Below are 21,777 nucleotides of genomic sequence, written 5' to 3' on the forward strand. Positions count from 1 at the left end.
ACCTGTTCCATAATTATAATAGCGGGGTTATGAACTTCACTTCCGGGAACCGACTATTGGGTCCGTTCATTAAGATTCCGCCCTTTTCTTTCAGGTACATGTCAAAGAAATCCAGCATATAGGAATTAATAATGAAATTCGCTCTATCGGGCGCAATCTTCCCTGTAATACCTAGAATTTTGAAAATTGGAGAAATGAACTGCACGTCTGTAAAATTTAAATGCTCCGCATTATCGATATATAGAACTTGTCCCCCTGCGGCAACTGTTTTACGCATCCGATCAAGCTCCAACTTTTTGTCTTTCCTTTCTTGATCCACCCACTCTCTTGTATTACCCATACGCTCAAGTTCAGCGTCCGTGTAGACTCGGTGATCGATCAACATTTTTAATTTTTCGTATCCACTTTCCGAGTTCATGAACAAAATCGGCTTCCGCAGGCCCTCTTTGTCATGCAGACCATAAAGTCCTCCATCAAGGTCTATCCCAGCTTTTATTCGTCGATCGTAAGAAGCATCATAGGCCGTCGCTCCTCCAATGGAATGACCAAACACTCCGATATGACCCAGATCCACCCTCCCTTTTAGCTGACTTGGAATTTCCCCAGATTGAATCAGTTCGAATTGGTCCAGTACAAACACCACATCGTCGGTTAACACTTTTCCCAACTTGTCACGGTTTTCTCTTTCTGTTCTGTAATCATGTTCGGGTGAAAACAAATCGCTGGTTGTACTGGTCGTGATTTGACCATCCGGAAACTCGGTTGCAAATGTATTATAGGTGTGGTCGATCACTGCCACGATATATCCGTGACTTGCCAGATTTTCGGCTTGTGACGTGTGAAGAAACCTGGAGGAACCAAAGCCGGGATTTGCAATAACCAGTGGGTATGAGGCCTGAACCGAAGAGACTTCAGTCGCCAAGTAAGCATGACTGGATACATACTTCAGATGTTGAAAAGTAAACCCGGGGAGGCCATAATTCTCCGCCATATAAGATAAGATTCGGGGATTAGGGATAAATGGAGTGTACTTCCCAGTGCCAGCTTCAGCCGGATACCATACCTGAACCATTAATTCTCTCTTGCCTATCTCTGATTTCCCGAATGTCTCCTCCCGGTTTGGATCGACGAAATGAAAGACTTGTGTGCCTACTTTTAACTTGCCAGTTGGTGCTGGAAGGTCAAAAACCGGAAACACATAGTGGAAACAGACTGTTGCGATCAGCCCAATTGCAATAAAAAGGGGACCAAGCACTCTAAGAATTCGGGAGACTGGCCACACGCCTTTCTGCGTTCGAACAACTTTTATAAGAGAAAACATGAACATCAGGGTCGTAAATCCGTATAAAAATACAAGCTGAATCCTGTATCCTTCAACAAGAAAATGTATCACTAAAAGAATGATGCCGACTCCGCTTGTCAGGAGCAAGGCAGATCTCTTGATACGTTGATTGAATATAAATGGGATTGCCAACAAAAAAACACTTAAAATGAACAACAGTATTTCAAAAAGCCTCACGACAACTCCCCCTAAAAATTAATCCCTTCGATGGATAGGATTAATATACAGGAGCAGCAAGATTGATACCTATTGATCTAGATTACAATCGCCTTACACTCTTGTAAGATTGTTATCAAGTATGTATCCAGGTTGCTGGTTAAGTGCACATCTGGATATCTGAGGTGAATTGTGTAATAAAAAAACAGCCCATAAAATCTGAGCTGTTCCTAATTTCATAGATTAAATTATACACAAATAAAAACCACCACCGAATAACATCGGCAGTGGTTCTTTGCTTGGCGGCGTCCTACTCTCCCAGGACCCTGCGGTCCAAGTACCATCGGCGCTAGAGGGCTTAACGGTCGTGTTCGGGATGGGTACGTGTGGAACCCCTCCGCCATCGCCACCAAACGCAACGCTTAGCTTATATTCAGAGATCGTTCTCTGAAAACTAGATTCGAAACGAAACATGCGAATTACAACTTGCTATTGGATAAGCCCTCGACCGATTAGTACTGGTCAGCTCCATGCATTGCTGCACTTCCACCCCCAGCCTATCTACCTCGTCGTCTTCAAGGGGTCTTACATACTGGGAAATCTCATCTTGAGGGGGGCTTCACGCTTAGATGCTTTCAGCGTTTATCCCGTCCGTACATAGCTACCCAGCGGTGCTCCTGGCGGAACAACTGGTACACCAGCGGTACGTCCATCCCGGTCCTCTCGTACTAAGGACAGCTCCTCTCAAATTTCCTACGCCCACGACAGATAGGGACCGAACTGTCTCACGACGTTCTGAACCCAGCTCGCGTACCGCTTTAATGGGCGAACAGCCCAACCCTTGGGACCTACTTCAGCCCCAGGATGCGATGAGCCGACATCGAGGTGCCAAACCTCCCCGTCGATGTGGACTCTTGGGGGAGATAAGCCTGTTATCCCCAGGGTAGCTTTTATCCGTTGAGCGATGGCCCTTCCATGCGGTACCACCGGATCACTAAGCCCGACTTTCGTCCCTGCTCGACTTGTAGGTCTCGCAGTCAAGCTCCCTTATGCCTTTGCACTCTTCGAATGATTTCCAACCATTCTGAGGGAACCTTTGGGCGCCTCCGTTACTCTTTAGGAGGCGACCGCCCCAGTCAAACTGCCCACCTGACACTGTCCCCGCACCGGATTACGGTACCAGGTTAGAACCTAGATACGATCAGGGTGGTATCCCAACGTTGCCTCCATGCAAGCTGGCGCTCACACTTCAAAGGCTCCCACCTATCCTGTACAGATCGTACCCAAATTCAATATCAAGCTGCAGTAAAGCTCCATGGGGTCTTTCCGTCTTGTCGCGGGTAACCTGCATCTTCACAGGTATTAAAATTTCACCGGATCTCTCGTTGAGACAGCGCCCAAGTCGTTACGCCATTCGTGCGGGTCAGAATTTACCTGACAAGGAATTTCGCTACCTTAGGACCGTTATAGTTACGGCCGCCGTTTACTGGGGCTTCGGTTCACAGCTTCGGGATTACTCCCTAACCACTCCCCTTAACCTTCCAGCACCGGGCAGGCGTCAGCCCGTATACTTCGCCTTACGGCTTCGCACAGACCTGTGTTTTTGCTAAACAGTCGCTTGGGCCTTTTCACTGCGGCCCCCTCGTGCTATTCACACTACCGGGGCACCCCTTCTCCCGAAGTTACGGGGTCATTTTGCCGAGTTCCTTAACGAGAGTTCTTCCGCGCGCCTTAGAATACTCTTCTCGCCTACCTGTGTCGGTTTGCGGTACGGGCACCTTCACCTGGCTAGAGGCTTTTCTTGGCAGTGTGAGATCATGACCTTCGCTACTATAATTTTCGCTCCCCATCACAGCTCAGCCTTAATGATGTGCGGATTTGCCTACACATCAGCCTTACTGCTTAGACGGACATCCATCAGTCCGCGTCACTACCCTACTGCGTCCCCCCATTGCTCATAACGGCTTACGGTGGTACAGGAATTTCGACCTGTTGTCCTTCGACTACGCCTTTCGGCCTCGCCTTAGGTCCCGACTTACCCTGAGCGGACGAGCCTTCCTCAGGAACCCTTAGGCTTTCGGCGGATCAGATTCTCACTGATCTTTTCGTTACTCATACCGGCATTCTCACTTGTATAATGTCCAGCGCTCCTTACGGTACACCTTCAACCCTTATACAACGCTCCCCTACCCCTGATGCAAAGCATCAAGCCATAGCTTCGGTGGTGTGTTTAGCCCCGTTACATTTTCGGCGCAGAGTCACTCGACCAGTGAGCTATTACGCACTCTTTCAATGGTGGCTGCTTCTAAGCCAACATCCTGGTTGTCTGTGCAACTCCACATCCTTTCCCACTTAACACACACTTGGGGACCTTAGCTGATGGTCTGGGCTGTTTCCCTTTTGACAATGGATCTTAGCACTCACTGTCTGACTCCCGGAAGTAAGTCTATGGCATTCGGAGTTTGACTGAGCTTGGTAACCCTTGCGGGCCCCGCACCCAATCAGTGCTCTACCTCCACGACTCTGTTTTCCGAGGCTAGCCCTAAAGCTATTTCGGGGAGAACCAGCTATCTCCGAGTTCGATTGGAATTTCTCCGCTACCCCCACCTCATCCCCGCATTTTTCAACATGCGTGGGTTCGGGCCTCCAGTGCGTGTTACCGCACCTTCACCCTGGACAGGGGTAGATCACCCGGTTTCGGGTCTACGTCCACGTACTAAGTCGCCCTATTCAGACTCGCTTTCGCTGCGGCTCCGGCTCTTCACCTTAACCTTGCACGGGAACGTAACTCGCCGGTTCATTCTACAAAAGGCACGCCATCACCCCTAAAACGGGCTCTGACTTTTTGTAAGCACACGGTTTCAGGTTCTATTTCACTCCCCTTCCGGGGTGCTTTTCACCTTTCCCTCACGGTACTGCTTCACTATCGGTCGCTAGGAAGTATTTAGCCTTGGCAGATGGTCCTGCCGGATTCATACGGGGTTTCACGTGCCCCGCACTACTCGGGATCCGTCTCGGAGGGAACCAACTTTCAACTACAGGGCTTTTACCTTCTTTGGCGGGCCTTTCCAGACCTCTTCGCTTAACCGGTTCCTTTGTAACTCCATGTGAGACGTCCCACAACCCCAAAGAGCAAGCTCTCTGGTTTGGGCTTCTCCGCGTTCGCTCGCCGCTACTGACGGAATCACTATTGTTTTCTCTTCCTCAGGGTACTTAGATGTTTCAGTTCCCCTGGTATGCCTCACACTAACCTATGTATTCAGTTAGGTGTAACTGGAAATTACCCCAGCTGGGTTTCCCCATTCGGACACCCCCGGATCAAAGCTTGCTTACAGCTCCCCGAGGCAGTTTCGTTGTTCGCCACGTCCTTCATCGGCTCCTAGCGCCTAGGCATCCTCCGTGTGCTCTTAGTAGCTTAACCTCGTGCTCCGGTTTCGACTGCTCGCTTCCCTTGTTTTGCTTGCGCAAAGCCTAAAGTCGCTCCCATTCGATACCATCGTACGTGCAATCTACCGTTTTTATTGAAACTTGTTTACACAAGTTCAGCTAAAAAGGAATGTTCTAATTCGCGTTTGTTTCGTTTCGATATCTAGTTTTCAAAGAACAAGCTCCATGCAAAAGCAAGCTGTTTGAGAGTTTGAGCTCTCAAAACTGAGCAACGAGTGAGTGTTTTGCAGCTAAGCTGCATATTTGAATGTTTCCGTTGCAGGAAACGATTCTCCATAGAAAGGAGGTGATCCAGCCGCACCTTCCGATACGGCTACCTTGTTACGACTTCACCCCAATCATCTATCCCACCTTCGGCGGCTGGCTCCTTGCGGTTACCCCACCGACTTCGGGTGTTATAAACTCTCGTGGTGTGACGGGCGGTGTGTACAAGACCCGGGAACGTATTCACCGCGGCATGCTGATCCGCGATTACTAGCAATTCCGACTTCATGCAGGCGAGTTGCAGCCTGCAATCCGAACTGAGACCGGCTTTGTTGGGATTGGCTCCATCTCGCGATTTCGCAGCCCGTTGTACCGGCCATTGTAGTACGTGTGTAGCCCAGGTCATAAGGGGCATGATGATTTGACGTCATCCCCACCTTCCTCCGGTTTGTCACCGGCAGTCTATCTAGAGTGCCCACCCGAAGTGCTGGCAACTAAATATAAGGGTTGCGCTCGTTGCGGGACTTAACCCAACATCTCACGACACGAGCTGACGACAACCATGCACCACCTGTCTCCTCTGTCCCGAAGGAAAGGTACATCTCTGTACCGGTCAGAGGGATGTCAAGACCTGGTAAGGTTCTTCGCGTTGCTTCGAATTAAACCACATACTCCACTGCTTGTGCGGGTCCCCGTCAATTCCTTTGAGTTTCAGTCTTGCGACCGTACTCCCCAGGCGGAGTGCTTAATGTGTTAACTTCGGCACCAAGGGTATCGAAACCCCTAACACCTAGCACTCATCGTTTACGGCGTGGACTACCAGGGTATCTAATCCTGTTTGCTCCCCACGCTTTCGCGCCTCAGCGTCAGTTACAGCCCAGAGAGTCGCCTTCGCCACTGGTGTTCCTCCACATATCTACGCATTTCACCGCTACACGTGGAATTCCACTCTCCTCTTCTGCACTCAAGTCACCCAGTTTCCAGTGCGATCCGGGGTTGAGCCCCGGGATTAAACACCAGACTTAAATGACCGCCTGCGCGCGCTTTACGCCCAATAATTCCGGACAACGCTTGCCCCCTACGTATTACCGCGGCTGCTGGCACGTAGTTAGCCGGGGCTTTCTTCTCAGGTACCGTCACCTTGAGAGCAGTTACTCTCCCAAGCGTTCTTCCCTGGCAACAGAGCTTTACGATCCGAAAACCTTCATCACTCACGCGGCATTGCTCCGTCAGGCTTTCGCCCATTGCGGAAGATTCCCTACTGCTGCCTCCCGTAGGAGTCTGGGCCGTGTCTCAGTCCCAGTGTGGCCGATCACCCTCTCAGGTCGGCTACGCATCGTCGCCTTGGTGAGCCGTTACCTCACCAACTAGCTAATGCGCCGCAGGCCCATCCCCAAGTGACAGATTGCTCCGTCTTTCCAGTTCTCTTCAGGCGAAAAAAACAACTATTCGGTATTAGCTACCGTTTCCGGTAGTTGTCCCAAACTTGAGGGCAGGTTGCCTACGTGTTACTCACCCGTCCGCCGCTAACCATCAGAGAAGCAAGCTTCTCTTCAAGTCCGCTCGACTTGCATGTATTAGGCATGCCGCCAGCGTTCGTCCTGAGCCAGGATCAAACTCTCCAATAAAGTATTGAAAAGAGCGATAAGCTCATTTTGAATCTGACGAGATTAAAAATCTCATTTGTGCTCCAGTCGATCCAAGCCAAGGCTTGTCTCCAACTTTCGCGTTCATTCTGCAAGCAGAATGTTTACTCACTCGTTGTTCAGTTTTCAAAGATCAAACTTATTTTGTTACCGAATGTCGTTCTCTTCAGCAACTCTTATATAATATCATGTCCGAACCAACTTTGCAAGCTCTTTTTTAAGTTTCTTTCGAAGCTTATTTATTTGCTTGCCGCACCGTGTATCTCGTGTTTTTTTGGCCGGAAATAGAATATACCATGTACAGTTATGGAACGCAAGTCTTTTTTCGATAAACATTAAATTCTTATAAAATGAGTACCCTGTAGACCTTTTAACAAGTATCTCCTTATAACCGACTAAATGATACATCTGCGCACTAACTTTAATGATCGGAGTAATTAACTCACATACGCAAAAAGGTTTTTCATATGATTCCTAATCCAATTATAGAGAAATCAAGTTGTATACAGTACAGACTCATCGCGTTATAGAACTTATTAACCGATGATTTCATTGGATAAACAACCAACAGATCATAGAACATTATACTCATTCCTTCTATATAGAAGGAAAACATTTTTGAAATTCATTTTGATCAAAAAAGGAAAACAAAAAAAGCGAAAGTTCCGGGTTTAAATCCCGTGGCTTCCGCTTCTTTCTCATATATAAGGTAACAAACTTATCTCCGTATTCTTCATTAAAACTAATGTACGCTTACTCCCCGCCAATAAATACGTATCGGCAGACTACAATGAGCGCCAAGATCCACATAAGCCAGTGAATTTTCACTTTACGCTCTGTAACCAAGTTACTGAACACCGCCAGAATCACATAAGATACGATACCTGCGGAGATCCCGTTTGCGATTCCACCTGTGAAAGGCATCAATACAATCGTAAGGAACGCGGGGAAAGCTTGCAGGAAATCATCCCACTCGATGCTGCGTACTTGACTCATCATAAGGACACCCACGATGATCAATGCCGGAGCCGTCGCAGCGGATGGAACAACCAGCGCAAGCGGAGCGATAAACAGGGCCAAAATGAACAACAAACCTGTCGTTACCGAAGTCAGTCCTGTACGTCCACCTGCCTCAACACCTGAAGCACTTTCAACGTATGCTGTAATGGTACTTGTACCCAGTGCAGCACCTGCGCTGACACCAACGGCATCGACGAGCATCGCTTTACCGATCGTTTTCTCGCCTTTTTTCTTATCCTTCATAATCCCCATACGTGTTGCAGTACCTACCATCGTACCAAACGTGTCGAACAATTCAACGAAGGTAAAGATGAAGATGATCTCGAACAATCCGAGACTGATGGCACCTTTCAAATCCAGCTGTCCAACCGCCAGATCACTGAAATTAGGCAACCAGCTTGCGCCTGAAAGACCACTCAGATTCGTAACGCCCATCGGAATACCAATCAGCGTTGTTGCTACGATCCCGATCAGCAGAGCGCCTTTGACGCGCATAACCATCAGTATAGCAATAAGGAGCAAACCAATCAGGGCCAGCAATGCATCATGATGTGTTATAAAGTTACCCAATGATAGATTAAAACTGCTACCTGGAATCGGCTGACTCAGATCTGCGTCTGGTGCAACATTAACTGTTACAGCCACGAGATTAGCAAGTTTGAAACCGATAATGGTAATAAAGAGACCGATACCAACCGTAATGGCCATTTTAATCGACTGTGGAACTGCAACAAGCAGCATTTGACGAATCTTCGTCACGGTCAAAATAATGAACACGATACCGGAAAGGAATACCGCTCCGAGAGCTGCTTGCCAAGTAATCGCTCCATTCGAACTTAGAACGACAGTCATGAAGTACGCATTCAGCCCCATACCTGGTGCAAGTGCGATCGGAATATTCACGAACAATCCCATAATAATAGTCATTAATCCGGCGCCGACGGCTGTTGCAAAAAATACTGCATTATCCGACATCCCTGCACCGGCTTGTCCCAAGAACAACGTATTTACAAAAAGAATGTAAGCCATTGTCATAAACGTAGTGAGACCCGCAACAATCTCCGTTCTAACGTTTGTTCCGTTTTCTTTTAATTTAAAGAAACGATCCATAATTACTAACTCCCCCTTAGAGATGTTGAAGCCATATTGAAAAACGACAAATGACCCTGATGAAAATTCTTCACCCAGGGTTCAGCTGACAAGGAGTGGCATGATGCCTTTACTAAGAACAAAAAAAATTCTAATGTGCGTGATGTCCCCGCAATCATGTAGAATTCATGTGCTTAGCCTTCTCCTCTTCGTAGCCAGATCATTAGGGTGATCTCGTAGAGACTCCCGGGCCAATCCCCAGGATTATACGAATAAGTATGCGCTATTTGTTTGTTTCCCATCACTATTTTAGGAGGGCAGTATGTTTTTGTCAATGAGAAAAACGAATATTAATCTCGCCCTTTTATAATATCGTTCGTATTATTTAACAGATTGAACCAGTTCAGCGGTTTACAACCCATTTGAATACGCTTTTTTCGATGAGATCTCAATGGGATATGTCCATTCTGTCAGACTGAAAGTTCCGCAGGATAACATAAAAAGCTAGCCTGATCAAAGAGCAGAAGCGCTCTAATCAGGCTAGCTTATGTTTCTGATGCGTTTTAGCAATCAGGTGAATGATGATCTAGGAATAACGATGTCTCGTATTCCGAAGGCGTTTATTCATTAGGTACATGGAGCAATTTGCGACATGTTCCGGAGCATTTTTTTTGCCGGATCAGTCCTATGTTAATTATATCTCTGTCTGAGGAGCATCCTGTATCTCTTGTTGTTCCTGATTTGCATTCGTTGTTGTGTCAGAGGATAGCTCCTGGTTACTGGACTGATCGGAAGAAGCATCCGCTGCCTCTAAGTTCACAAATGGAAATTCTCCCGAACCGGAGGCCAAGTCTTGCATTTCTGAACCGTACCCTGCCAGCATCACCATCAGAAACGCACTTCCAATGCCCATCTTCCATTTGCTCATATAGTCGGTTTTACGCATACATTCAATTCTCCCTTCAGTAGCCATATAGCTCTTAGTATGTACTTATTGTACAGGCCCGACCTGAAAGGATCATGAAGTGAACTTTAAAACGGAATTAATATTGAGAGTATATTATTTTTAAAAAGTACCCCAATGAAAATTGGATCACAATTTTTCTTATAAAAAAACGCCCTTTTATTTGCGAAATACCGCAGATAAAAGAGCATTTTTTATAATCTATCGTTAAGAGTCTATACCCTATTCCCACTCGATTGTTGCAGGTGGTTTGGAAGTTACGTCATAGACGATACGGTTTACGTTATCGACTTCGTTAACGATCCGTACAGAGATTTTCTCCAGCACATCCCAAGGGATACGTGCCCAGTCAGCAGTCATACCGTCGATGGACGTTACGGCACGAATACCTACAGTGTAGGAATACGTACGCGCATCACCCATTACGCCTACACTCTTCATGTTCGGCAGGGCTGTGAAGTATTGCCAGATCTCACGATCAAGGCCGGCTTTGATAATTTCTTCACGCAGAATGTAATCCGAATCACGAACAATTTTGAGCTTGTCCTCTGTTACTTCGCCAAGCACACGAATCGCGAGACCCGGACCTGGGAAAGGCTGACGCCATACGATAGCTTCAGGCAGACCGCATTCTTCGCCGACTTTACGCACTTCGTCTTTGAACAGGGCACTCAGTGGCTCAATCAGTTTGAAGTTCATGTCCTCAGGCAGACCGCCCACGTTGTGGTGGGATTTAATGGTCTGTGCAGTTGCTGTACCACTTTCCACGATATCTGTGTACAGTGTACCTTGCGCCAGGAATTCAAAATCATCAAATTGCTTGGATTCTTCATCAAATACGTAAATAAACTCGTTACCGATGATTTTACGTTTTTGTTCCGGATCATCCACGCCTGCCAGTTTGGATAGGAAGCGTTCCTGTGCATCAATTTTAACAACCTTCATGTCAAATTTGCCGACAAACGTCTCCATTACACTTTCTGCTTCGCCTTTGCGCAGCAGACCATGGTCGATAAACATACATGTCAGTTGGTCGCCAATGGCTTTGTGTAGCAGTGCAGCAACAACAGAAGAATCCACGCCACCGCTCAGTGCACACAGAACTTTACCGTCGCCCACTTTTTCACGAATATCTTTGATCGTATCTTCAATGAATGTCTCCATGCTCCAGTTGCCTTCGCAACCACAGATTTCGAACAGGAAGTTACGAATCATATCGTTACCACGAACAGAGTGACGTACTTCCGGGTGGAACTGAACAGCATACAATTTGCGCTCGTCGTTACTCATTGCAGCGATTGGCGCACTTTCCGTGCCTGCATCCAGTTTGAAACCCGGAGGAAGTGTAACCACGTGGTCACCGTGACTCATCCATACTGTGTGCTCACCGTCAATACCTTGTGCGAGAGCAGCACCAGATGCGAACTCGATGTCGGCTTTACCGTACTCACGCTTCTCGGAACGTTCTACTTTACCTTCAAGCTGCTGGGCCATAAGTTGCATCCCGTAACAGATTCCGAAGATGGGAAGTCCAAGATCATAGATAGCCGGGTCCACATGTGGTGCATTTTCTGCATACACACTGGATGGTCCGCCAGAGAAAATGATTCCTCGTGGTGACATTTCTGCGATCTTCTCTGCCGGTGTGTTATACGGCAAAAGCTCGCTGTATACGCCGAGATCCCGAATTCTTCTGGCGATTAACTGGTTGTATTGGCCCCCAAAGTCAAGGACAACCACTATTTCATTTGGTTTATTCATTACCGTGCCTCCCTCAATTCAATGAAACTAATTATACGCAACGACAAAACATACCGTCAAGGAAAGGCGAAACTCCTTTTTTCGACATTTCAAAACAAGGCATATTGAATACCTCCGATTATGAAATTTCGAATAGAAAGCTTGGCAGCAAGATGATGGGTCAAGTGTATGATCGTGGAAAGACGCCTCGTTCGCAGCGCAGCGCGAAAGGCTTCTTATGTATGGCATGCAGCGATGAACCAAACGCTGCGTTTAAAGAACAATGCGCCAGCCAATGATGATCTTCATCTGCCTAGAAGTGGCCAAGCTCTATTGGAAAGCGATAGCGATTGTATAGCAGCAGCTTCGCAGCTTTGGTGTAAAGTTGTAACATCCTTGTGTTACAACGCTTGCAACCGCCGGGCCAGACGAAGTGCCCGGCGCAGGAAGTCCAGACTGTCCGCGCGCAGCGGACGGTCTGGCCCGTACAGCAGCCGTTCCCAGTCGGCTGCAAACCGCGCGATGTCCGCGCCGTCCGCGCCTGCGGCCAAAGCCGGTGATGCTGCATATTCACGCAGCGTCATACCCGGCGGCCGCGGGCCGTACCGGCGCGCGAGCGCGGCCCAGACCGGAGCGGCGGCACCCAGCAGCCGCTCGCGGTCTGGAAAGCTGCTGCGCGGCCACGCCAGCAGCAGCCTGATCCGCAGCGCGGGGCGTAGCCGCCGCATGCCGACCAGAGCAGCGGCACCCAGCAGGGCCGCTGCCACAAGGGCTGCCGCGAGCCATGGCTCCGCGGCAATGGCCCGTGCGCGGGCAAGCAGCCATGCGCCCGCGTAACCCAATCCGCCGCTCATATACGGCGGATTCTCCACAACAGGCTGCGGCCCGGCGAGCGCTGCGACACCTTCGCCCGCGCCTTGCGCCATGGTGAAGCCTGGCGTGGCCTCAAACGGCATCCAGCCTGCACCCGGAAAATACACCTCTACCCAGGAATGTGCATCTCCCTGTGAAATCACATACTGACTGGGCACATCCGGGTCAGCAACTCCGGGGCCAAAGCCTTTAACCCAGCGTGCGGGGATACCTTCCGAACGAAGTAACACAATCATAGCTGTGGAGAAATGATTGCAATACCCCTGCCGGGTGACGAATAGAAAATCATCCACAAAATCTGTTCCTCGCGGTGGCATACGGGTATCCAACGTATACTCGGCATGAGCAGCCAGATAAGTCTTTACAGCTTGCACAGCGTCATACCGAGTCTCACTGCCTTGAATGATTTCCTTGGCGAGCGTCTGCACTCGACCGGGGAGTGATGTAGGCAATTGCAGATAGTCCCTCCGAATGGCTGCCGGATCTTTCCCTTTATTCGTTTCCCCAAGCAGACGTAACTGTTCAGGTGTTGCGACAGGAACCATGACGTCTGCCGAATAATTTTTAACTATCTTATCGTCCCCTGAGCTCGCGAGCCACAATGTTGCCGAATCGCGATTAGACAGCAAAGAAAACATGTTTACCTGATTATCCTTGTTCTTATCCTGGAACGATACGTTGACCGGTATGCCCCCGGTAAAGAGTGGATTTGGCCCTTTCCACTCTCGCTGCATCGTAACGGTTTGGCGAATGCGATTCCAATAGGTTGGATTCTCCCAACCATCAGCTCGCAGCATTCCGGATGGACTTGCTGTTTCAAAACTTTGACCCGGATCACTCCAAGTACTACCGTTATAATATGAACGGGTCTCCCCTCGCCAATACGTCACTTTTGGACTCTTCGCTATAAAAAAGATGGAATTCCCCTGCACCAACGGTGCTCCCATAGGCGCGTCAGCTGTGCTATATCCCGTGACTGCCGTTGCAGCAGGGATACTACTGTGCTGTGTATAACCTGCCCATCGAGCTATACGTTCACCCATCTGTTCCAGAGATATGCGTTCCGGTTGAGGAATGGAAGCAAACTGGCCAGGTAACGCGGAGAGAAGCACCATAGCTGCGGAAACAACGATAGTTACTGCACTCCAACGACCATAGGGGCTGACGCGATAACTCGGAGTCGTGACTCCTCCATTGAGACGTAGTAGCTGAAGCAGAGCCTGAATAAGAAAAGTCCATAGTACAGACCGTATTACAGAAGCATACACATCCAGCCCCGCAAAGGATTCAAGCAAAAGCAAATAGAGCAGCGTTGCACTGCCAAACAGCATAACGCTTCGACGTAACAATACGAGGGATTGCACAGAAGCCATGAGCATGCTCCAGCCGCACATCATGAACAACCCTCTCGTTTCTGTACTAATCGAGTGGAATCGCCAGTTATTTATAAAAGTGTCCATATCCGCTGAAAATATTCCCGGATAAGCCGCCGCCCAACGGGCAGGATCACTTCCTCCGTACATCAGACATAAAGCAGCGAGTGCAATGAATAATCGGATCAGTACTCCGGTGATCCATCCTGTACGAATTAACCCCGCGAGCAACAATGCTCCCGTTAATCCCGCCATTACGGACAAGAACCGTTCACTGCCCTGCTGATCTGATGATGTAACCGGATATATCCACTCCAGAGACAGTATAAGTAAAATGGCCGAAATAACAATTTTGTACAAGACAGGTACGCTAACATATCCCTCATCCTTTATGTCCGTCACAGAATTCTGGTTCACAGCTTTATATACAGAATAGGCCGATTCTATTCTCGTACGGTCCGTTAACTCTAAGTCGGCCACAGTGGAATTGGGTTGCTGGTTACGATTACGCTCCCACATCCGTTACCTCCACCTTTCCCAATGAAGATAACGCAACATCTGTAATCGCGTGGATCGGCACCCCGCTGTGACGAAGCCGCTCCAAACTTAAGCTGTCATATCCCAATCCATTCATCAATCTATCTGTTGATCCTAACTGGTTCTGGTTCGCTTCAGTCAATTGCACCTCGACACGATAACCCAACCCGATTGCAGTCATGATCCATTCGGCCAGAATCGGATCTATCTTACCTGTGAGAACCACAATTCGCGACCCGCTCGCCAGTCCATCCAACATCTCCGTTCGGAGCGAAACAGAGGTTGATTGTGATTTGGATATTCGCGCTCCCGCTAGCTTGTCCAGTCCATGATCCTCATCATCTGCATGGAACGGCCCATGTTGCCATTGATCTTGTGCATCATAGCTCTTATCGCCGCCTTCCATCCACAGATGATAAGGAATGTCATCCTGCTCAGCAGTATGAATCCAGCGGGCAGCTGCACGAACCACTCGTTCAAAAGCAGGTGCATCCATGTTCTCCCGTTGTTTTACGTCATACCCCGACGCGCCTTCATACACAAGGATGCCCAGCGAGGCAAGATCCGTGGTATCGGGCAGAAAGGTCTGAAGTTGTCCCGTTTTGGCTGTACTTTTCCAATGAACACGTCCCAGTGGATCCCCTTGCTGATATTCACGGAACTCAGGGCTACGGTTTCCCTGGCTATTTCTTCGCTCCGACAGAGTCCCTTCGATCATCGCTGCGAATTCTATCGAATCACCCTTCCCCCAAGCCGTTGCTTGAGGAACAACAATCAGGGGTGTACCTCCTTCGGTCTCTGCGGAGAGGGTATTCCAGCCAAACATATCACCCCAGTACAATCTGCCCGTATCCCATCTGTAGACTCCTCTGCGTAACCCGGAACATTCATATTGATAGGAAAATTGTCGCCGTGTTCCCGGGAAAATCAATTTGCGATGAACACCTGCTGGTGTGTTCTCACACAGAACGATCCATAACAATGGAATACGGCAATTGAATTCCAGCTCGACCAGAACCCGTACCTGCTCGCCTGCCTCAATCCGGTTCGCGTGTATTTTCCGACGGATGTGAATACGCCGTGGTCCGAACCAATGGAGAAGCAGACCTCCTGTGAACATCAAGAAAGCTATAACGGATAGAAACAACGCCGCTTTGCCCCCATGCCACTGATACAAGGAAACAAAAGCCACCACCAAGACAGCACTTACAATCCGTTGTCCCAGCGCAGTCATTGCCTCCGTCCCCTTCCCTGCGATGCCATTTGTACAGGTACCGGGACAGATGACAATGCTTCTTCAATGACTTGTACTTGCCCCCAAACCTCCGCTCTGTTCTGGGCCTTCAATTGAATACGGTGGGAAAGGACAGGCACAGCTACCTCTTTCACATCATCCGGGATGACATAACTGCGTCCTTGAAGATAGGCAAATGACTGCGCCGCAGCCATCCAGGCCAGTGTTCCACGCGGACTGATGCCCAGTCTGACCGCAGGAAGGCTGCGAGAGGCTACAGCAACGGCCACCAGATACTGTTTGACGACGGGATCAACATGTACCTGTTTGACTTCACGCTGCATGGCTACGACCTCTTCAGCAAGCAGGACAGGGCGAAGTTCATCAAGCGCTTCTCTACCTTGCATGCGGGTTAACAATTCCAATTCCTGTTCCGGATCGGGATACCCCAGTCCAATTCTCATGATAAATCGATCCAGCTGCGCTTCAGGCAGACGGTACGTACCCTCGAACTGTAACGGATTCTGTGTCGCCAGTAGAAAGAACGGGCGTGGCAAGGCGTAAGTTGTGCCATCAACCGTAATACGTCGTTCCTCCATTGCCTCCAGCAGGGCAGACTGAGTGCGTGGTGAAGCGCGATTTATTTCATCAGCCAGGACAACGTTGGACATGACCGGTCCGGGCCGAAACTTGAATTCAGCTGTATGTGGATGATAGATTGAAGTGCCCGTAACATCTGCCGGCATGACATCGGACGTGAATTGAATCCGGCCCATGGAGCAGTCCAGTGCAGAAGCAACGGCACGAACCAGCATCGTTTTCCCGGTACCCGGCACATCTTCCAGAAGTACATGCCCCCCACTGAGCATTGCAGTGAGGACATAACGAATCTCTGTTTTTTTGCCAATAATCACACTCTCAACACGCTTCATGACCCTGTTTAACAATTCAACAGCATGTTCATGTTCCATTCGGATATAAGACATTTCTCTGATCTCCTTCCTTTCATCAGCATTCCTGAACCATAGTAATCTATGATTCAGTGTTGCCCGGAAGTAGAGAGAATAGTCCTGCAAGAATGACTTTCTTCAGATCATTTTATACTTAAATATACTGTTCATTGCCGAAATGGATCTGGAAGTGCCTGCCTTCACCGTCCACTCTGCTTCATTACTGGTTAAGGAATTCACCCTCAACCCCATCTGCTCCAGTAACTCACGTAACGGAACCCAGATGGTTCCACCCTGACTCTGTACTGCTCCCGTTTCAATTGTCCCTGTTGTTGTCAGTGTTCCGCTCACACTGTCTGCATGAATCGTTCTTTCCTTCCATACTGCTATGGCAGTCCTTGTTTCAGAGTCCCAGCGAGTGCTGCCCCCGAATTTTTTCATGAAAGTACGCAAAGGCACCATGATTCGCTGACCCTCCATGCGGAACTCACCCGGTTGCAAGGTTGCCGCACCCAATCCCACCTCTATCTTCAGCTTCTTGCTTGCAAGCCATAACGTCGCGTTCGCTTCTACATGCTCTGCGATCCAGGCCTTTCCCGGCACCTTGCGGGCCTTATACTTACCATCTGGATGTACACGGAATTGAACTGGTTGATCCGTACTCTTTATGGTGTCAAAACGATATCCATGATCACGATAATATTTGATAATACCCGGAAGTGCTTTTACCGTTTCAGCATGTGCACCACCGTCATGCATCAGGACAACGACCGAACGTGCTCCCGCAGGTACTTTGGTTGAATTGCGGAGGATCTCTTTGGCCGGAACACCTTTACGCTTGGAATCGCCACTATCGACGTTCCAGTCCATGACGGTGTATCCACCCAATTGCAGCAAATCAAAATAACTTTGGTCAAAATGCCCATAGGTACCGCCTGGTGCTCGCACCAGATTCGGACGGAAACCGGTTATACGCTCCAGTACTTCCTCTGTCTGCTTGATCTGTTTCCAGAACACTTTAAAATCACTGTACAGCTGTTCGTATTGATGATTAAACGTATGATTGCCCAAAGCATGTCCATCCTCCACAAGCCCCCGGATTAACTCGGGATAACGCTCTGCCTGCTCACCCAGCACAAAAAATGTAGCCAAAACCTTCTCCTTGCGCAAAATATCCAATACTTCACGGGTATGGTTACCCGGTCCATCGTCAAAACTCAGATAGACTACCTTGTCTTGAGTATTCTTATCTTCCGAGATTAGATCACCTGAGCCGGAAGCAGAAGATGCATAAGCCGTGCCTGCATATACAGCAAATGCACATAACAATATCGCAATTCGCACGAGAATGACAGACCATTGTCCAGATAAAAACGTATGTATGGTTGTTGCAGAGTTTCCCCCTATTTCCTTGATTCTGAATTCCGGTTTCTGTACCATTTACGAATCGACCTCCACCGTCTCTAGTAATTTGCTGATAGACTTCAGCAGATTTGTTAGAATTATATGGAGGCTACATTGAAAAAAGACGTGATTTTGTTTAATATTTTTTCACAATTTGCTATCTAGCCTGATTGATTCTTCGCTTCAGATTAGGTAGCATAATGGACAGGCAGAACACATTAAAACACCTTGGAGAGTATTCATGCTCCCACCCCGTATTCAGGAGAGTGAAATCTATTGGAATTGCTTGAGAAGATCCAACATCTGTTTGGGTCCTACGGATACAGCGTATTGTTTTTTGGCTTGTTGCTTGAATTCATCGCCCTTCCCTTTCCTGGTGAAACAACGATGGCTTACGCAGGGTTTCTCTCCTACAAGGGGCATCTCGACTTCGGAATCCTCACCATACTGGCTTTTCTGGGAACAACGATTGGCATGACAATCACTTATTTTATTGGAGCCAAAGCAGGACTGCCCTTTATAACACGATACGGAAAATGGTTTCTGCTGAAGCAGGACAAGCTCGATAAAACGCAAAAGTGGTTCGCCAAGTATGGTAATGCCTTAATCTTCATCGGTTATTTCATTCCGGGTGTAAGGCATTTCACCGGATATTTTGCGGGCATAGCCGCTGTTCCCTTTCGCAAATTCGCTCTCTACGCCTATTCAGGCGCACTGTTCTGGGTTGTACTGTTTCTGGGCATTGGCAAAATATTTGGCCCCCAGTGGAACGCCGTATTCCATCTGGCTCATCAATATGCAGCATATATCGTGGGAGGAATCGGCCTATTGCTCATCGTAGCCGTGCTCTATCGTTACCGCAAAGCATGGACAGCAAGATCCACCGTATCCAAGCCAGCCCCTGTTCGACAAAGACAAAAGTAAATTTGGACAACAGTCCATCTATAATAAGCAGGCAAGGAGTTGCGAATAATCGCGGCTCCTTTTTTTTGTGATAATCCGAATTCATCCAGGTCATACTAACTTGAAAATATAGGGTGTATAGGGAGGTGAAGGCATGAGTGAATCGTCGCTGGAACGCCAAGATCAGAGGCAAATCTCTCCGGATCTAAGCGAAAATATGGAATACTGCAAGCAAGTGATGGGGAACAGCAACGACTTGATGATGCGCCCTCTCCAGTGTTTACATAAATGGCCTGCAGTCATGTTGTACATTGATGGATTAGTGGATGTGCAGATTCTGAATCACTCCATCATGGAATCATTATTGCAAAAGCGTGATCTCCCTGAATTCTCTGCAGACGATGAACATCTCAGCTACCTCCAGAATGATATCTTGATCGCCAGTGATGTATTGATGGTCGATGATATGGATGAAGTAATGAATGCACTTCTTTCGGGATCAGCTATCTTACTGCTTGAAGGATCTGAACGAGGATTGAAGATTGGTGCAGCAGGCTGGGAAGATCGATCCGTTGGAGAACCTGTCTCCCAAACCGTCGTTCGGGGACCTATGGAAGGCTTCAACGAAAACCTGCGTACCAACACATCATTGATACGCAAACGAATCCGTAATCCTCATCTTTGGATCGAAGAAAGAGAAATAGGTCGGGTTACCAAAACCCGAGTTGCTGTGCTCTATCTGAAACATATCGTGGATCAGGAGATTGTAGAAGAACTGCGTCGAAGACTCGATGAGATCGATATCGACAGTATCCTTGAGAGTGGATATATCGAGGAACTGGTACAAGACGAAACCAGAACGTTATTCCCCACGGTTTACAATAGTGAACGTCCAGATACGGTTTGTGCTGCTTTGCTTGAGGGCAGAGTAGCCATCATCGTGGACGGTACGCCTTTTGTGCTGCTGGTTCCCGCCTTATTCGTGCATTTCTTCCAATCGCCGGAGGATTACTATCAACGGGCCGATATCAGCACATTGATTCGCTTGATTCGTTATCTGTCCTTTTTTATTGCTTTACTAGCTCCTTCCTTCTATATTGCCATTTCCACCTTTCACCAGGAGATGTTGCCCACCAATCTGCTCATTAGTCTGGCAGCTCAACGTGAAGGCGTTCCTTTTCCCGCATTCATTGAAGCCATACTGATGGAACTGACCTATGAAATTTTGCGAGAAGCAGGTATACGTATTCCGAAAACGGTCGGTCAGGCCGTTTCCATTGTCGGAACACTGGTCATTGGCCAAGCCGCCGTAGATGCAGGAGTTGTCTCCGCAGCAATGGTTATTATCGTTTCCATAACGGCCATATCCAGTTATGTCATTCCAGAGAATGGACTTTCTATCTCTGTCCGAATTTTGCGATTTGTATTGATGATTCTCGCGGCAGCTTTTGGATTCTACGGTATTCTAATTGTTCTGCTCATTACGGTTACACACCTGTGCAGCTTGCGTTCTTTTGGCGTACCGTATATGTCCCCCTTTGCACCTTTCATTCAGAAAGATCTGAAGGATACGCTGTTTCGTGTACCCTGGTCCCGTATGAAAACACGACCACTCTCTACGGGTACACCGAACAAAACCAGACAAGCCACAAAAAAAACGAAGCGTTAATTCGGTAAGGAGAACAACGTATGAACAAGTGCTTCCGATTAATTGTATGCATTGCATTCCTACTCCCTCTCCTTACCGGATGCTGGGATCGCCAGGAACTGAATGAACTTGGCATTATGCTGGGTCTTGGTGTAGACAAGGATGGCGATTTGATTAAAGTGAGTGCTCAGGTCGTTGTGCCAAATGAAGTTTCCTCCAAGTCAGGGGGAGGCAATGGCACTCCTGTTACGCTGTACGAAGCGTCTGCGCCCACGCTGTTTGAAGCGATTCAAAAGCTGACCGAGACAAGCCCACGCCGCATATTCATGGCACATATCCGTGTACTGGTGTTCGGTGAAGAATATGCACGCAAAGAGGGCATCTACGATGTTATGGAAGCGTTAATGCGCGAACCTACAGCCCGTCCCGATTATTACGTCATGGTTGCACGAAATACAACGGCTTCCAAAGTACTGAACGTGCTTACCCCACTTGAGAATATCCCTGCGGAGAAGATGTTTAATTCTCTGGACGTATCTGCCAAAACCTGGTCTCCCACTACTACGGTGACTGGTGATCAGTTAATGGAATACATGCTAACTCCCGGAATACAACCTGTCATCACCGGAGTAGAGGTTGTTGGCAGTTCAGCGAGAAGCGGAAGCAAAGATAATATTGCGACAATCAAATCTCCGGCCAATCTGAATTCTACGGGATTAAGCATCTTCAAAAAGGACAAACTGATCGGCTGGTTAACGGAAGATGAATCGAAAGGATACAACTACATCCGCGACAATGTGGTATCTACCATCAGTCACATGCCTTGCCGAAAGGGAGGAAATGTGACGTTCAAAGCTCTCCGTACCAAGACCCAACGAAAAGCAAAGGTCATTGACGACCAGCCTGTGATCCACATCAAACTCAAAAATGTGTCTTCCATTGGTGCAGTAGAGTGCGGAATCAGAATTGGTTCAATGAAGACGCTCAAAGAGTTGGAAAAGGACAGTGAGGAGCGACTGATAGACCTGATGGAAAACTCCGTGAACTCGGTGCGACGAAAATTCCATACCGACATTTTTGGATTCGGTCAGGAAGTGTATCATGCCGATCCTAAATTTTTCAAAAAGATTGAGAAGGATTGGGATCAATATTTTGAGAATCTGGATGTTAAGTATGAAGCCAATGTACAGATCAAACGTGTAGGTACACTGGATGATTCATTCAAGGAGGATTTGAAGGAGTGAGAC

The 21,777-nt window shown here is 48.2% G+C and carries 11 protein-coding genes, 3 rRNA genes and 1 riboswitch; of the genes, 3 read left to right on the plus strand and 11 right to left on the minus strand.

Annotation, left to right across the window (positions count from 1 at the left end; all coding sequences use genetic code 11):
• Positions 1 to 13 precede the first annotated feature (13 nt).
• The 11 genes from QF041_RS16665 to QF041_RS16715 all read right to left on the minus strand — a co-directional run bounded on the left by QF041_RS16665 (position 14) and on the right by QF041_RS16715 (position 18,015).
• The gene (locus tag QF041_RS16665) at positions 14 to 1,519 is read right to left on the minus strand and encodes an alpha/beta hydrolase family protein (RefSeq protein WP_307414996.1); all 1,506 of its coding nucleotides are present in this window, start codon (positions 1,517 to 1,519) and stop codon (positions 14 to 16) included.
• A gap of 276 nt (positions 1,520 to 1,795) precedes the next feature.
• Positions 1,796 to 1,912, minus strand: a 5S ribosomal RNA gene (rrf, locus tag QF041_RS16670).
• A gap of 78 nt (positions 1,913 to 1,990) precedes the next feature.
• Positions 1,991 to 4,919: ribosomal RNA gene (locus tag QF041_RS16675) — 23S ribosomal RNA — on the minus strand.
• A 305-nt stretch (positions 4,920 to 5,224) separates the two neighbouring features.
• A 16S ribosomal RNA gene (locus QF041_RS16680) occupies positions 5,225 to 6,777 on the minus strand.
• The 16S, 23S and 5S rRNA genes sit together here, the layout of an rRNA operon.
• A 771-nt stretch (positions 6,778 to 7,548) precedes the next feature.
• Positions 7,549 to 8,925 (minus strand): NCS2 family permease, encoded by a 1,377-nt coding sequence (locus tag QF041_RS16685; RefSeq protein ID WP_076320372.1) that lies wholly within the window; start codon positions 8,923 to 8,925, stop codon positions 7,549 to 7,551.
• Positions 8,926 to 9,096: 171 nt separating this feature from the next.
• Positions 9,097 to 9,196, minus strand: a riboswitch (purine riboswitch).
• Positions 9,197 to 9,598: 402 nt separating this feature from the next.
• Entirely contained in the window at positions 9,599 to 9,850 is a 252-nt protein-coding gene (locus QF041_RS16690; protein ID WP_307414997.1) for a hypothetical protein, read from the minus strand.
• 240 nt (positions 9,851 to 10,090) lie between these two features.
• Positions 10,091 to 11,629 (minus strand): glutamine-hydrolyzing GMP synthase, encoded by a 1,539-nt coding sequence (gene guaA / locus QF041_RS16695; protein ID WP_307414998.1) that lies wholly within the window; start codon positions 11,627 to 11,629, stop codon positions 10,091 to 10,093.
• Between the two features lie 380 nt (positions 11,630 to 12,009).
• Positions 12,010 to 14,373 (minus strand): transglutaminase-like domain-containing protein, encoded by a 2,364-nt coding sequence (locus QF041_RS16700; RefSeq protein WP_307415000.1) that lies wholly within the window; start codon positions 14,371 to 14,373, stop codon positions 12,010 to 12,012.
• Complete coding sequence (locus QF041_RS16705; RefSeq protein WP_307415001.1) at positions 14,360 to 15,625, minus strand: DUF58 domain-containing protein; 1,266 nt, start codon at positions 15,623 to 15,625, stop codon at positions 14,360 to 14,362. Before QF041_RS16705 ends, QF041_RS16700 begins: the two co-directional genes overlap by 14 nt.
• Positions 15,622 to 16,611: an AAA family ATPase gene (locus QF041_RS16710; RefSeq protein ID WP_076217185.1), complete on the minus strand. Its 990-nt coding sequence runs from the start codon at positions 16,609 to 16,611 to the stop codon at positions 15,622 to 15,624. The genes QF041_RS16705 and QF041_RS16710 overlap by 4 nt, the downstream gene beginning before the upstream one ends.
• 102 nt (positions 16,612 to 16,713) lie before the next feature.
• Complete coding sequence (locus tag QF041_RS16715; protein ID WP_307415002.1) at positions 16,714 to 18,015, minus strand: polysaccharide deacetylase family protein; 1,302 nt, start codon at positions 18,013 to 18,015, stop codon at positions 16,714 to 16,716.
• Positions 18,016 to 18,255: 240 nt separating this feature from the next.
• Between QF041_RS16715 and QF041_RS16720 the strand changes: the two genes are divergently transcribed.
• The 3 genes from QF041_RS16720 (at position 18,256) to QF041_RS16730 (ending at position 21,774) form a co-directional block, all read left to right on the plus strand.
• The gene (locus QF041_RS16720; RefSeq protein ID WP_017690726.1) at positions 18,256 to 18,903 is read left to right on the plus strand and encodes a DedA family protein; all 648 of its coding nucleotides are present in this window, start codon (positions 18,256 to 18,258) and stop codon (positions 18,901 to 18,903) included.
• A 133-nt stretch (positions 18,904 to 19,036) separates the two neighbouring features.
• Positions 19,037 to 20,551, plus strand: coding sequence for a spore germination protein (locus tag QF041_RS16725; protein WP_307415003.1), 1,515 nt, complete (start codon positions 19,037 to 19,039; stop codon positions 20,549 to 20,551).
• A gap of 20 nt (positions 20,552 to 20,571) precedes the next feature.
• Positions 20,572 to 21,774, plus strand: coding sequence for a Ger(x)C family spore germination protein (locus QF041_RS16730; RefSeq protein WP_307415005.1), 1,203 nt, complete (start codon positions 20,572 to 20,574; stop codon positions 21,772 to 21,774).
• Positions 21,775 to 21,777 lie beyond the last annotated feature (3 nt).

Origin of the sequence: Paenibacillus sp. W2I17 (assembly GCF_030815985.1) — a bacterium.
Lineage (GTDB): Bacteria > Bacillota > Bacilli > Paenibacillales > Paenibacillaceae > Paenibacillus.

Excerpts from the sequence above, each read along its gene's own strand:
- QF041_RS16685 (WP_076320372.1), bottom strand. The coding sequence starts at position 8,925 with ATGGATCGTTTCTTTAAATTAAAAGAAAACGGAACAAACGTTAGAACG.
- QF041_RS16690 (WP_307414997.1), bottom strand. The coding sequence starts at position 9,850 with ATGCGTAAAACCGACTATATGAGCAAATGGAAGATGGGCATTGGAAGT.
- guaA (WP_307414998.1), bottom strand. The coding sequence starts at position 11,629 with ATGAATAAACCAAATGAAATAGTGGTTGTCCTTGACTTTGGGGGCCAA.
- QF041_RS16700 (WP_307415000.1), bottom strand. The coding sequence starts at position 14,373 with ATGTGGGAGCGTAATCGTAACCAGCAACCCAATTCCACTGTGGCCGAC.
- QF041_RS16705 (WP_307415001.1), bottom strand. The coding sequence starts at position 15,625 with ATGACTGCGCTGGGACAACGGATTGTAAGTGCTGTCTTGGTGGTGGCT.
- QF041_RS16710 (WP_076217185.1), bottom strand. The coding sequence starts at position 16,611 with ATGTCTTATATCCGAATGGAACATGAACATGCTGTTGAATTGTTAAAC.
- QF041_RS16715 (WP_307415002.1), bottom strand. The coding sequence starts at position 18,015 with ATGGTACAGAAACCGGAATTCAGAATCAAGGAAATAGGGGGAAACTCT.
- QF041_RS16725 (WP_307415003.1), top strand. The coding sequence starts at position 19,037 with ATGAGTGAATCGTCGCTGGAACGCCAAGATCAGAGGCAAATCTCTCCG.
- QF041_RS16730 (WP_307415005.1), top strand. The coding sequence starts at position 20,572 with ATGAACAAGTGCTTCCGATTAATTGTATGCATTGCATTCCTACTCCCT.